Genomic DNA, 14,339 nt, shown 5'->3' on the forward strand with positions numbered 1-14,339 from the left:
AACACTCCTCTGTATTATTGAAGGTAAAAATATTCTAGTTGAAAATGAATTTAATTGGCAAACAAAATCGCAAAAACAAAAATTTCTATTGGTTATCAGCGATTTTACTTACTTTTTTGATCACATCCTGTGGCTCTTCCAAAAAATTATATACACAAAATGTCAATAAAGTAGTAGATACTGCCAAATCTTACAGAGGTACTCCATATCGCTACGGCGGAACTACGCGGTCTGGAATAGACTGTTCAGCATTGATTTACCATTCCTATGCAAGTATCGGCGTACAATTACCCCGAACCTCAGAAGCCCAAAGCAAAATTGGAAAAAAGGTCAATGACCGTAATCTTCAGAAAGGGGATTTAGTGTTTTTTGCCACGGGAAGGAGAAAAAATAAAGTAACACATGCAGGAATCGTTACAGAAAATCAACGAGGAAGAGTCCTATTCATCCACTCCTCCACAAGTTTGGGGGTAACAGAAGATAACCTTGAAAATAGGTATTGGTCCAAAGCCTTTTTATTTGGCAGGCGGGTATTGGATGAAAAAAAATAAACCCCATACATCCCAATTTGGAACGTACAGGGCTTACACACCATAAATAAAAAAATCCCAATGATTATCTTGCTTTCACTAAGGCATATTCAAAGGACGGGCGACCTCTCTCTCCATCTCTGGTAAGGGATACAAACCGGACCTTATAAAAATTACCTCGAGTATCTTTCACGATGTAAAAACGATCGTTTCTAATGGTTGGAGCCATATTTGGGCCTCCCCCACCTCGCCAATTAGACCCTATAGTCAGCCGATTATCGGCATTTAAAGTCAATCCTGGCAAATGGGTTTCATTGAAGTTGTCGTAACCAATTTCAGATTCCAGCACCTGCACTGCCGTCACTCCACCGTAAATATTATGGAAGACCAAATCTTGAAAGAAATATGCTAAAGTCCCATTGACAGCTTGAGGAAACGGAGTGGTAGCAGTACCTGCATTCCATACAAAATCCCAATCCTCCTTCTTTGGCTCCACGTCTACTTTGCCTTGCTCAAACGAGACATAAACAAAATTAAAATCAGGATTTTTTTGAATTTCCAACGTATTGAACGTAGCCGCATCTACATCTGCATGCTGCAAGACATACCTCCCATTTTGCTGCAGGATACGAATCTTTTTCCAAGGCCTCTCTTCAGCACCCATACTTCCCCTGTTAAGAATGTAAACTTTATTGTCTGCCTGAATCGTACTTACCGGAGAAATGATGGGTTGATTCAATGGATTCGATGGATTATCTACCCGTAAAAGAGCCTCCATATTGGAAAAGGTCATGTCCAAACCTCCAGATGACCTGAGATCTGCTGCTTGTGCATCACCAACTTGATTCAAATCATTGGCTGAAGTCTGGAAAGCCATCGCCCCTGTATTGCCGTTGATCAAGACTCTAAAGTCTGACCCAGTTGAAAATGCCAAATCCCAACGCTGCCGCTGTACAATAGTTTGCTCACCAGTTCGCAAATTGATAAATGCCATATTTGGAAAACTAGCACCTCCTCCATTGATTTCAATGAAGCCTTCCATGGCAGGATCAGGTTCCATAATAGGAGATTCTGCTGAATCACAAGCAAAAACCCCCATCGAGAGGACTAAAAGTCCAATTAGTAATTGATTAAGTTTCATAATAGAAATTATTTTGATAGTTGATAAGTTAATCCAAGAAAATAAGAGCGACCCACACCCATAGGTCTCATAGGTCCACCACCATGGGCCGAACCAGCCATAGCAGTACTCTCTATGTCCACAACATTCAGAGCATTTCTGACACCGACATTGATCCGTAAACCATTTTTGAGTGGCTGATTGATAGTGAAATCCATCCAATGAAACCCTGCCAACTCTACTTCCATAGGCCTTAATTCGCCCTGTCCGTCTAGTTGCATTTGAAATGCTGGCAAAGGTCCAGTCCATTTATAAAATAAATTGAATTGTGTTTTTGGACCGGGAAGTCTATAGGTCAGATTGGTATTGATTTCAGGAGAATAAAGCATGCTTGGCAAAGAGGCTTGTTCAACCGTAAGTTGATTAAATCGACCTATGTAGGATGTCCCAATATCTACAGACCATTGAGCACCCATCAAAGTAGCATTAGCCATCAAGCCTTGAGACCGAAATCTGTCTATGTTAAACATGGTAGTAATTCGCGGATCTTCCGGGTCAATGGTGAATCCAATCCTATTTCGTACATCGTTATAAAAACCATTCAAAGCAAATTTGAAAGTGTTTCGCTGCAAAGTCTTTTCATGTGTGAATGAAAAGTTATAACTATCCGACGTCTCAGCAACCAAATCCGGATTTCCTCTAATGCTATGACTCGCATCAAAGAAGTTGAAATAAAGTTCGCGAATAGAAGGAGCTCGAAAACCATTGGCATACGAAAGTCTAAAGTCCCAAGAGGCACTTAAAGCTACTTTTGCATTAAGCGATGGAATCAGCGGAGGAGCTTCGTAAGCGGAATTATATGCCTTTCTTAAACCAGGTCTGATTTGAAGAAACTTTGTCGGCTTCCACTCACCTGTAAGAAATGCTGCATAATCTTGTATGCCTCGATTTTCACTGATTCTATCTCCTACCCCATTTTCAGTATTTATATCGACACCAGGTATCAGTGTCAACGTTGGTGAAAGCATCCAGTTTGCTAACAGACGGAATGTTATTCCTTCATAGTTTAGCATAGCCTGAGCACCTTGTTGCCTGGAAAGACTGCGTTCATTCGTCCGGACATTGGTAACCCAAGTCTGAGTTTCTCGCCGAAAATCGGTATATGCAGCCTGCATAGATAGCTGAAAGGTGGGTTTTAGTTCCCAGCGTCCATTGATACGATGCATCCAACGGGTGGTAATAAAATCGGTATCAATTACTTCCAACCGATTTTCAGGACCTAGTGAATTGATCGTTTCATCCAAAAAATCTACACTGTAATCCAACTCGAAATCACCTTTATTAAAAGCTACAGATGCATTTGCAAGGTTTTGACTTTTGGGAAGCCATCGATGCTGCCTACCTTCATCACCACCTTTCCATCCTCCAAAGTTATTTTGAGTAAAGCCACCACGAAAGGATAGGTGCTCGCTTTGCCTCCAAGAAGCTCCAATCGATCGAATGTGTGTTCCTAGACCAGCGAAGGGGCTATACTCATTTCCTGCCGTTTCTTCCTGTATTCGTGCAGTGATCGAATATGAATTGACTCCTTGACCATTTTTGGTGATGATATTGATGACGCCAGCAAGAGCATCTGCTCCATAGATAACTGACATGGGGCCCTCTACAATCTCAATACGTTCAATCATATTGACATCAATCTGGTTCAAATTGATTTCATTGTTGACTCCCTGACGGCCCACCATAGGTACTCCATCAATCAGGATCTTTACATTTTGTCCCGATAACCCATTCATTTCGAGATTGGAGCTTCCTAAGGCATTATCTTGACTAAAACGAATTCCCAATTCTGTATTGAGCACTTCTTGCAAATTCATTGCAGCCCTGCTTTGAATAACCTGCTGATCAATGGTACGCACCATGTACGTAGATTGCTTGGCACTTTGTGGACCAAAGTTTCCCGTCACCACAACCTCACCTAGTTCACTGAGGGATGACTGAAGCACCACTTTTTTCATAGACTTCAATTCATCTATGTGGAGCTCGACTTGGGTGTATCCCATAGCAGCTATCTTAATTTTACTTGCAGATGGAATTTTATCTAAAGAAAAATAGCCCTCAGTATCCGCTACAACTCCTTTTCCTTCATCCCATATGATCGCTGCAAAAGGAACACTTTTGCCTCGTTCGTCTACTATTTGTATCCGTTGGCCAGCATCTGCAATAACCACCCCAACAAGGCAAATCACTAGAAGAAGTGTTCCTTTAATTTTATTTAGATTAATTCTATACATGTATTCAAATTTTTTTGGCGGGCGAACCCGCCTAAAAAGATTACAAACTGTCAATTAAATTTTTCCAAACAGGTAATTGAGCTATTCCTGGTTTTCTTAGTCCGAAAAATTGCGCAATCATTTCCCCTTCTTTATCAAAGAGCTCTAAAGAAGAAACAAGGCCATCGTCCGTATTTTTATGCACCACAAAAGCACAATCAATCTGATCTTCATTGAGATGCATATTGAAATCAGGATCCATCACATTCAACCAAGAGCCCATCTGACGAATTGTTCTAACTTTTCCCTGATGGATTTGAATGTTACCCTTATTCCCAGCAAAAATCATAATCGGCATTTTTTCAGCTGAAGCAACTTCAAGGATCTTTCTTGCAGAAAGTCTATCGACCTCATATGCCCATTTATCATTGATCCATTTGACAGCATTGAGTCTATGCACCTTGTACCTCCGAAGCATCCCAAAAAACTCATGGGTATCTTTCATTTGTTCCCAATCCTGAGTAAACGCTTCCATGTCTATGCTATCAGCATATTCAGGAACAGGGAAAGACTCCAATGCCAATTCAATATCTTGATCAGCGGCTTGGTAAATTTGGATGATATCATCAAAAGCAGCTAAATTACTTTTTTCCTGCAGATATACTTTCATTACAGCTTCTCCAGCTTTATCAAAAAACTGAAAACTCCTCATAGTACCTCTTGGCGTTTGGTTGATCACCGCATAACCAAATTTCCAACCGCTAAAAAACACGCGCTGCTCGATGGGTCCTATTACTGTCGCAACTTGATGAGGGGCCTGACCCTGAATATCAATTTTTTGAAATGTCCCTTTGTGTTCCAAAACACAACCATCATTCCTAGTAAGGGCCATTACTTTACCTAGTTTTTTGAGTTCAATTAGCAAAGAAGCCCAATCTCCCTCTAATCTTATCGTATGTGTCCCTACAGTAGTATGTAACAATTCTAATTCAGTTACACCCAATTTTTTGGCAGCGTCTCGAATACGAAGCTGAGGTTCTGATGATTTCAACTCCTCCCATGCTCTAGTTAATGACTCTTTTGATGTTTGTTGAACAAGTGTTTCCATGATTATGCTGTTTTGACAATTGCTGATGTTGTATGAATAGGTAATGATTGAATATGTATGCCATGATAGGCTTGATTATCGTATACCTGAATCGGATAATCATATACATGGTGTAATTTTTCGGAAGTCAAGGTCTCTGCTACAGAACCCGCTTGATAAATCCTTCCATTCTTTAGCATGATTACTTGGTCGGAATAGGCAGCAGCCATATTCAGATCATGTAAGACAGCCAATACCCCAATATTTTTACTTTTGAGGCGTGACGCGATGTGCAAAACATGATGTTGATGCGCAATGTCTAAGCTCGAGGTTGGTTCATCCAACAAAAGATACCGGGGGTTGGAGGACTCACCCCAAATCTGCGCTAACACTCGGGACAACTGTACCCGTTGCTTTTCACCACCAGATAATTGGCTATACAGCTTATCTTTAAAATGCCAGGTTTGCGTTTCCTCCATGACTTCTCTTACAATTGCCTCATCAGCACGATCACCTAAAGCAATCATACCCAACTCGACGACTTCCTTAGCGTGAAATGGAAAGGATAATTGGGAATGTTGGGGCATCACTGCCCGAATTTTAGCAAGATCTTTTGCTTTTAATTTTTTTAAATTCTGACCATTATATAAGATAGTCCCGTGTTGACAAACAATATCACCAGCTAGGATTTTTAGAAGCGTGGATTTGCCTGCACCATTGGGACCGATGATGGTCGTCAACTTGCCCGGTGAAATATGTAATTCAGCCGTATCTACAATTGGCCTGTGCTGAATGCAAAAATGAATATTGGAAGCTTGAAGCATATCAGTAACGAATTTGTTTAATAGATGAGAGTAACCAAATAAAGAAAGGAGCTCCAATGATAGCTGTGATGATTCCTATTGGCATTTCTGATGGAGCTACCATTGTTCGTGCAAGAGTATCTGCGACGGTCAATAGAATCGCTCCAGCTAACCATGCAGCAGGTAACACCAAGCGATGATCTGCACCAATCAAAATCCGAAGCAGGTGGGGGACCACAAGACCCACAAAACCTATCGTACCAGTAAATGCCACGGCCGTACCTACTATAAGAGCTGACCCAATTAATACAATCAACTTCGTTTGCTGTACATTGATCCCCATGTGAAAGGCCTCACTTTCTCCAATAGCTAAGGCATTTAATGCTTGAAATTGTCCCAGTATTAATCCTACAGGTATGACTGAAACCAAACTCATAATCAATACCTTTTCCCAATTGGCTCCTCCCACATCCCCTAAACTCCAAAAGGTGAAATTCCGAAGGGCTGCATCATCGGCATAGAATATGGCTAAACCAATCAAAGCCCCTGCAAGAGCATTCAGTGCTACACCCGCGAGAATTAAAAGGGATATGTCAGTTTTGCCAGCCTTGCTGGAAAGCTTATACACCAATGCAGTATTCATCAGACCGCCTACAAAAGCGAAGAGTGCTAATCCAACTTTGCCCATCCATGCAAGCCAAGCAACAGAAGAACCAAATACAATATAGACCACTGCAAACAACGCACTCCCACTGCTCACACCTATCAAACCAGGTTCGACCAAAGGATTACGGAATAAGCCTTGCAAAGCAGCACCCGCCATGGCTAGTGAGCCACCAACCAACATTGCCATCACAATTCTTGGCAATCTGATTTGTAGTAAAACATTTCGTTCCTGTAAGGTCAGGGATGCATCACCCCACTGTATTCCTACTAGAAATTGAAAAACCTTGGGAAGACTGATGGGAAAAGCACCCATGGTAAGCGATGCCGCAACTATCAGCAACAAGATGCCGGCAAGACCTACCAATATCACAGATCGCTTTTGTGTGCGGGACGATATGGACAGCAAACTTGGCATTAATTGGCACGGATAGCTTTGGCTAATTCTAAAGCAGCTTGAGCAACACGAGGACCAAACCCAGATAAGTATTGACCGTCGAAACTCAAAATATTTCCGTTTTGAAGAGCTTTTGTTTGATTCGCTCCTTTGATTTGCTGTACACCGTCTTTTCCTCCAATCGTACCCAAGCCAGAATCAAAAAACAATAGGTAATCAGGATTAATACCTACAATCGCTTCCGGGGTTAGTGGAATAAAATCTTTGAAACCCGTACCTGCTGGCTTTCCTCCTGCCATTTGAATGATTTCACTAGCAAATGTTTCTTCACCTGCCAAGAAAACCGTTTCCAATCCTCTAGCCATAATGAAGGCAACTGCTGGAGGATTGATCAAAGGGTTATTCTTAACATATTCTTCTAGGAGTGTTTGCTCAGATTTTACTTGCGCAAGTAATGTTTCGCCCTTTTCCGGCTCTTCGAGAAAGGCTGCCACCTCTTGAATAAGTCTGTAAGTACCATCAATCGATGTTGGTTTTTCAAATAATTTAACTTGAATACCTGCCAATTTCAATTGATCCAACACGTCCTCAGAAAGATACCCTGACTCAGCCAAAATCATATCAGCCCCCAAAGCCATCAGTCCTTCTCCTTTGATTTGATTTCTGTATCCTATGGATGGGAGTTGCTGCAATGAAGCAGGAAAAGTGGAAGTAATATCCGTCGCAATGATTCGCTCCAAATACCCTAAACTAACCACCACTTCAGAAACTGTACCCCCAGCAGTAATCAATTTCCACTCCTGTTTATCAACTTCCTCAGAAACTTGTTTTGAACTACATGCAAAGAGTGCACTCACTACGAATCCTACTACAAACCGCGCTATCATTATTAAGATCAATTTTAAACAACATGACAAAGGTCATATTATTTGGATTAAATCCAAATAAATACTAATTGATTTTTTCTATCATTTCAATGATTTAATTACCTGAATATGAAAGAATCCACAAGGTCCTAGGAACGGAAAATTAGTAAGGTGGTTTTCCAAACTGAATAAAAAATTTTAAGATGAAGCTAAAACCCTTAGTCAGTTTTTCAATTTATTCAGGCAACTTCAGGCTTTAATTAGGGAAACAAAACATCCGACTCAAGCCCTTCAGCTATAGGCTTAGCAAAAAAGAAATAATCACACGATTAAAATCCCCAAACATCCTTTGGTATTAAGCTTTTATAATTAATTTTGCACTCGAAATAAAAAAGCATCATTTCTTTTTATACAATAAATCAAATGGCAAACATTGGTAAGATAACACAGGTAATCGGTCCCGTAGTGGACGTGTCCTTCGAGGGCGGAAAATTACCAAACATCCTCGATGCATTGACAGTGACCAGAGAAGATGGTCACCAAATCATCTTGGAAGTACAACAACACTTAGGTGAAGATAGAGTAAGAACTATCGCGATGGACGCTACTGAGGGCCTTGTAAGAGGTACTGACTGCGTTGACAACGAGGCACCTATTTCAGTACCTACCGGAGATGCTATCAAAGGACGTTTGTTTAACGTAGTAGGTTCAGCAATTGACGGCCTTCCGGAGGTTGTATCTACCAAGCGCTTGCCAATTCACCGTTCTGCACCAAGATTCGAAGATCTTTCCACTTCTACGGAAGTATTATTTACCGGTATTAAAGTGATTGACTTGATCGAGCCTTATGCAAAAGGTGGTAAGATCGGTTTGTTTGGTGGTGCCGGAGTAGGTAAGACGGTATTGATTCAGGAATTGATCAATAACATTGCAAAAGCATACTCTGGATTATCTGTATTTGCCGGTGTAGGTGAGCGAACTCGTGAAGGTAATGACCTTTTGAGAGAAATGATCGAGTCCGGCATTGTAACTTACGGTGAAGAATTCTTGCATTCTCTAGAAACAGAAGGCGGCTGGGATCTTTCCAAAGTAGATTTAAAGAAATTAGAAGAGTCCAAAGCAACCTTCGTGTTTGGTCAGATGAACGAGCCTCCTGGGGCCCGTGCACGAGTAGCCTTGACAGGTTTGACCTTGGCTGAATACTACAGAGATGGAGAAGGTGACGGAGCTGGAAAAGATATCCTATTCTTTATCGACAACATTTTCCGATTTACACAAGCGGGTTCAGAAGTATCTGCTCTACTTGGCCGTATGCCATCTGCCGTAGGTTATCAGCCTACTTTGGCAACTGAGATGGGTGCCATGCAGGAACGAATCACTTCTACAAAGCATGGTTCCATTACATCTGTACAGGCTGTATACGTACCTGCTGATGACTTGACTGACCCTGCTCCTGCGACAACCTTTGCTCACTTGGATGCAACAACAGTACTTTCCAGAAAGATCGCTGAATTGGGTATCTACCCTGCAGTGGATCCATTGGATTCTACTTCCAGAATTCTTTCTCCAGATATTTTGGGTGAAGAACATTACGGATGTACTCAGCGAGTGAAAGAAATTCTTCAACGCTACAAAGAATTGCAGGATATCATTGCTATCTTGGGTATGGAAGAATTGTCTGAAGAAGATAAGATGGTCGTTCATAGAGCAAGAAGAGTTCAGCGTTTCTTGTCACAGCCATTCCACGTTGCAGAGCAGTTTACAGGTTTGAAAGGTGTATTGGTTGATATCAAAGATACGATCAGAGGCTTTAACATGATCATGGACGGTGAATTAGATCATCTTCCAGAATCAGCATTCAACTTGGTAGGTACGATTGAAGATGCCATTGCCAAAGGTGAAAAAATGTTGGCTGAATTAAACAACTAATTAGCAAAGCAATCAATCATGATGCAATTGACGATAATTACCCCTGACCAAAAGGTATTCGAAGGTGAAGTAAGCGAAGCTACTTTCCCTGGAGCTTCTGGTTCTTTTCAAGTATTGAAAAACCACGCTCCTCTTGTATCGGCATTGGACAAGGGCAATGTTTCCTACACGACCAAAGAAGGAAAACTTTCACTCGTCGTAGATGGGGGCGTTGTAGAGGTAAAAGATAACAAGATTGTCCTGTTGGCTGAAAAAGTCATCGGGTAACCAATCATTAACTAATTTAAAGAGGCTGGTTTGAGGAAATCAGCCTCTTTTTTATTGAAAGTCTTGAATTTCTGAAAATTAATTGGGATACAAAAAATAAAATCCTACCTTTGCAACCCTGAAAGGAGGTGTATACATATGATCATAGTCAACGTAAAAGAAAACGAATCAATCGAAAAAGCGCTTAAGCGTTTTAAAAAGAAGTTTGATAAAACTGGAGCTGTCAGAGAACTGAGAGCCAGACAACACTTTGTAAAGCCTTCTGTCAAGAGAAGAGATCAAGTTATCAAAGCTGCTTATAAACAAAGAATGCAAGCAGAAGCATCCAACTAATTGTTTGCTATCTTTTTGAGATACATTCCAAAGACACACCTGCCGAAAGTGGGTGTGTTTTTTTTTGGATTTATAGTTCGTTTGGCGGATTGGGTGATTGAGTTGTAAGTGGGTTTAGGTTATAAAATAGCATTTGAAACTCCAATCATATACTCTTCATCCCATTACTTGAAATTTTTTAGAGCGGTTTGGTGTTGCAAGAAAAAAGCATTCTCATGTCCGCTGCAATTCAATTCAATTTCGATACAACCTACACCAACCTTCCTTCATTTTTTTTCAGTGAGGTAGTTCCAACAGCTGTTGCAAATCCCCAATTGGTTTTATTGAACCAAGGACTTGCTCAAAGGCTGGGAATTCCTTTTGATGAGAATAGAATTTCAGAAATTGGAAAGATCCTTTCTGGAAATACCCTCATACCAGAGACTACCCCCCTTGCTCAAGCCTATGCAGGACATCAGTTTGGGAACTTCACCATGTTAGGAGATGGTAGGGCTATCCTCCTTGGAGAGCAAATAAGCCCTCAAGGCGAGCGCTATGACATCCAATTGAAAGGAGCTGGCAGAACTCCCTATTCACGGGGAGGAGATGGACGCGCCCACTTTGCGGCCATGCTGCGGGAGTACCTGATGTCGGAGGCTTTGCATTACTTACGAATTCCAACTTCCCGATCTTTAGCGGTCGTATGGACAGGTGAACCTGTGTACAGAGAGCGAACAAGACCCGGCGCTGTATTGACAAGAGTAGCCAAAAGCCACCTACGCGTGGGTACGTTTGAATACGCTAAAAATTTTCAGGGAGGAGCTTATCTTCAAGATCTATTAAACTATGCCATCGCAAGACATTTCCCAGATTTGGATGAATCAGAAAATAAAGCCATTGCCTTTTTTGAACAGGTCATGGAGTTACAGGCAGCATTGATTGTAGATTGGATGCGGGTAGGATTTATTCACGGAGTAATGAATACGGATAATATGTGTATCGCAGGAGAAACAATTGATTATGGCCCCTGTGCATTTATGAATGCTTATGAACCTAAAACAGTATTTAGCTCCATCGATACTCAAGGTAGGTATGCCTATGGGAATCAGCCTTACATTGCCCACTGGAATCTATCCTGTCTGATATCCGCCTTATTGCCAGCCATCTCATCCAACAAAGAGGAGGCAGTCAAATTAGCGGAAGCAAGTTTACAAAAATTCCCAGCTTTTTATGAAGCTCAATGGTTGGATATGATGCGTAGCAAACTAGGACTTACACAAGTAGATGTCAAGGACAAGCAACTCATTGATCGACTGCTTGGATGGATGCAGGGACAAAAAGCTGATTTTACCAATACATTTTTCTATCTACAAGAGGGGATATTTCCTGATACAGCAACCTATCAATCTTCTATTCTGGAAGAATGGATTTCCGATTGGGAACAACGGATTGCAAAAGAAAACAGGTCAAAAGCAGATGCTCAGACAACAATGCGCAACGTCAATCCTGCATTTATCCCAAGAAATCATCGAGTGGAGGCGGCGCTGAGTGCTGCGGAGAAAGGAGATATGGAACCATTTCACCAATTATTAGAGGTCATCCAACAACCATACCTTTTCAGACCTTCCTTGGAAAGCTATCAAGAAGTGCCGGAATCCTTTGATGAAAACTATCAGACGTTCTGCGGAACCTGATATCCTTAGTAGCCGAATATTTGCTTATTTCAGAACTCCCGCCCCGTCTGCTGTTTTGACGGGGTAAATTTCTGGTTCTATACCGAAAGCACCCATATAAGAATCCCGCAGTTTGGAAAGCGTGTCCTCCATGTGCTCTTGATCTATTAAGTTAATGGTACACCCACCAAAGCCGCCACCCATCATCCGGCTTCCCCAAACGGATTCTAGTTGACTTGCTTGAGAAACCAAATGATCCAATTCTTCACAACTGACTTGATATAACTTGCTGAGACCCTCATGGGATTGATACATTAATTTCCCTAAGGCTTTCACTTGTCCAGCTTGCAGGAGTTCAGCAGCTTTTTCAACACGCAAATTTTCCTCCACCACATAGCGGCAACGCTGACCAATCACAGAAGGGAGATCCACTGCTTCCAACATGTCAAGGCTGACATCCCGCAAAAACGTTACCTCAGGATAAGCTTGCTGGATGATAGCGACTCCTTGTTCGCATTCCATTCTTCGCTGATTGTACTGAGAATCACCAAGACTGTGGCTGACTTTGGTATTGATTAAGACTAAGCCAGCCTTACCTAATGACAAGGGCAGGTATTGATAGTTTAGACTCCGACAATCCAATTGGATAGCATGCCCTTCCTTTCCCATCACAGAAGCAAACTGATCCATCACTCCACATTTGACTCCAGCGAAGTTATGTTCTGCCTCTCTTGCAATCCGAATGACTTCATCTTTATTGAGTTCACATGAAAAAAGTTTGGCAAGTGCATAAGTAGTGGAGCACTCCAAAGCTGCCGAAGAAGATAACCCTGAACCAACCGGAATATTGCCACCAACAACCGCATTGAACCCTTCTAGTGCGACCCCTTTGGCCTGTAGGCCATACATCACCCCAATGATATAATTCGCCCAGCTTTTTTTTACAGGTTTTAAAGGTTCATCTAAAGAAATGTATATGCTATCATTCAAATCTACAGCAATCAATTGGCATGTACGCAAGCCATTTTTTGATACGGCCATCGTAATTCCAAGGTCAATAGCAGCAGGTAATACAAACCCCTGATTATAATCTGTATGATCTCCGATGAGGTTGATTCTCCCAGGAGCATGGGCTGTCACTTGAGGTGTTCCGAAGTGATGTTGGAATAGTTCGGTGATTTGGGATTGAAGGTTCATATAGGTTTAACGGATTAGAAAGGAAGCCTTTTTTATGAATAGGAGCCTATAACTGCAAGGACTGAATCCATCGCATCAACAAGGTATCATGCAATTGGTACTGTTGCTGCTCGTAGACAACAAATCCCTTGGTGAGAAGCACCTTCAAGGCAGTTGCCACAGAACTTGCTGCCCCTAAGTTGTGGATTTGTACGAATTCTTGACTTTGGGGCGACTGTACTTTTTCTTCCAATGCGATAGCTTTCAAAACCTTCCATTGGGTATCGGTAAACAACTCCAAGTAACTGCTAAATACAGGTGCTTCTTGCTGTACCATTTCATGCTTCACTTCTGCCAGCAGTTCGGGATCTACCATCTGTTGTTTTGCATACAACTTGTTACACAATAGCTGCACATAGTAGGTCTGCATTCGAGTCCATTCAAAAATATCCTGAATAATCACCTTATCCATTTTACTGGAAGATGTGGCAAAAAACCCCTGAATAAAAGCCTCATATTCATCCCTATCAATCGCCTGCAAGTCATACAGCTGCGCACTGTTGTAAAATGGACGACTTTGATCAGTAAACATAGACTGCATCATCCTACGATGACTCCCACTAAAGATAAATCGAATCATGGGTAAGGCTTGAACCCATGACCGAAAAACCGCTTCAACGTTCTTCTCTGGATAATGTAGGATTTGCTGAAACTCATCAATCGCAATAATAATTGGCTTTTTCTCCTGCATTAAAAACTCCCCGAGCACTTCCAATGATTTTTCTGTTGCAATAGGCGGATTTAGCGACAAACTTACCTGAGGAGTACCCGACAATGGATCCAGTCCAATAGTAGCTCCCAATGCACTTAATAAATTGAGCATGCGTTGCCCTATTCCACCTTTAAATTCACCAAATTTTTGAATAATTGCTGATGCGATCTTCTTATTGGCTTCTTCAATCGTTGCTGTTCCAAATAAATCAATGAATAACGTAGAGGCTTGCTTCTTTTTTTCCAAGTGATAAAAAAAATGCCGAATCAGAACTGTCTTCCCCATTCTTCTGTGGGCATAAAAGACCATATTCCGCTCATTTAAAACCTGTTCTTCCATCCATGAGAACTCTACTTTTCTGTCACAAAAGTATTTGGGACTATGATAACCGATTAGTAAAAAAGGATTTTTGGGAGCTCTCATACATTTTTAATAATTATAACGTACTTTGCGTGACGTAAATTACGTTAC

Annotated in this window: 13 protein-coding genes; 5 read left to right on the top strand and 8 right to left on the bottom strand. The window is 41.5% G+C overall.

The features are described from left to right. The first annotated feature begins 44 nt into the window (after positions 1-44). Positions 45-551 (top strand): C40 family peptidase, encoded by a 507-nt coding sequence (locus IPZ59_RS03160; protein WP_236139762.1) that lies wholly within the window; start codon positions 45-47, stop codon positions 549-551. Positions 552-615: 64 nt separating this feature from the next. Here IPZ59_RS03160 and IPZ59_RS03165 read toward each other — a convergent pair whose 3' ends face one another. Genes IPZ59_RS03165 through IPZ59_RS03190 form a run of 6 tightly spaced genes read right to left on the bottom strand, consistent with a single transcriptional unit; the run spans position 616 to position 7,760 of the window. Next, complete coding sequence (locus IPZ59_RS03165) at positions 616-1,671, bottom strand: HmuY family protein (protein ID WP_236138436.1); 1,056 nt, start codon at positions 1,669-1,671, stop codon at positions 616-618. A gap of 8 nt (positions 1,672-1,679) precedes the next feature. Beyond that, positions 1,680-3,944, bottom strand: coding sequence for a TonB-dependent receptor (locus tag IPZ59_RS03170; RefSeq protein WP_236138437.1), 2,265 nt, complete (start codon positions 3,942-3,944; stop codon positions 1,680-1,682). Positions 3,945-3,984: 40 nt separating this feature from the next. Beyond that, positions 3,985-5,031: a hemin-degrading factor gene (locus IPZ59_RS03175; RefSeq protein ID WP_236138438.1), complete on the bottom strand. Its 1,047-nt coding sequence runs from the start codon at positions 5,029-5,031 to the stop codon at positions 3,985-3,987. 2 nt (positions 5,032-5,033) lie between these two features. Further along, complete coding sequence (locus IPZ59_RS03180; protein WP_236138439.1) at positions 5,034-5,834, bottom strand: heme ABC transporter ATP-binding protein; 801 nt, start codon at positions 5,832-5,834, stop codon at positions 5,034-5,036. A 1-nt stretch (position 5,835) separates the two neighbouring features. Beyond that, entirely contained in the window at positions 5,836-6,894 is a 1,059-nt protein-coding gene (locus IPZ59_RS03185; protein WP_236138440.1) for a FecCD family ABC transporter permease, read from the bottom strand. Beyond that, complete coding sequence (locus tag IPZ59_RS03190; RefSeq protein WP_236138441.1) at positions 6,894-7,760, bottom strand: heme/hemin ABC transporter substrate-binding protein; 867 nt, start codon at positions 7,758-7,760, stop codon at positions 6,894-6,896. The genes IPZ59_RS03185 and IPZ59_RS03190 overlap by 1 nt, the downstream gene beginning before the upstream one ends. Positions 7,761-8,162: 402 nt before the next feature. Here IPZ59_RS03190 and atpD point away from each other — a divergent pair, with 402 nt between their 5' ends. From atpD to IPZ59_RS03210, 4 genes are all read left to right on the top strand, one after another. After that, the gene (atpD, locus tag IPZ59_RS03195) at positions 8,163-9,668 is read left to right on the top strand and encodes a F0F1 ATP synthase subunit beta (protein WP_236138442.1); all 1,506 of its coding nucleotides are present in this window, start codon (positions 8,163-8,165) and stop codon (positions 9,666-9,668) included. Positions 9,669-9,686: 18 nt separating this feature from the next. Further along, positions 9,687-9,935 (top strand): ATP synthase F1 subunit epsilon, encoded by a 249-nt coding sequence (gene atpC / locus IPZ59_RS03200; protein ID WP_236138443.1) that lies wholly within the window; start codon positions 9,687-9,689, stop codon positions 9,933-9,935. Positions 9,936-10,073: 138 nt separating this feature from the next. After that, positions 10,074-10,268 carry a 30S ribosomal protein S21 gene (gene rpsU / locus IPZ59_RS03205; protein ID WP_236138444.1) on the top strand — a complete coding sequence of 65 codons (195 nt, stop codon included), beginning with the start codon at positions 10,074-10,076 and terminating at the stop codon, positions 10,266-10,268. A 215-nt stretch (positions 10,269-10,483) separates the two neighbouring features. After that, positions 10,484-11,941: a protein adenylyltransferase SelO gene (locus IPZ59_RS03210; protein WP_236138445.1), complete on the top strand. Its 1,458-nt coding sequence runs from the start codon at positions 10,484-10,486 to the stop codon at positions 11,939-11,941. 24 nt (positions 11,942-11,965) lie between these two features. Here the strand turns inward: IPZ59_RS03210 and galK are convergent, their stop codons facing one another. Continuing rightward, positions 11,966-13,117, bottom strand: coding sequence for a galactokinase (gene galK / locus IPZ59_RS03215; RefSeq protein ID WP_236138446.1), 1,152 nt, complete (start codon positions 13,115-13,117; stop codon positions 11,966-11,968). A 46-nt stretch (positions 13,118-13,163) separates the two neighbouring features. Continuing rightward, positions 13,164-14,291: an AAA family ATPase gene (locus IPZ59_RS03220; protein ID WP_236138447.1), complete on the bottom strand. Its 1,128-nt coding sequence runs from the start codon at positions 14,289-14,291 to the stop codon at positions 13,164-13,166. Positions 14,292-14,339 lie beyond the last annotated feature (48 nt).

Source organism: Mongoliitalea daihaiensis (genome assembly GCF_021596945.1).
In the GTDB taxonomy this organism is placed as follows: Bacteria; Bacteroidota; Bacteroidia; order Cytophagales; family Cyclobacteriaceae; genus Mongoliitalea; species Mongoliitalea daihaiensis.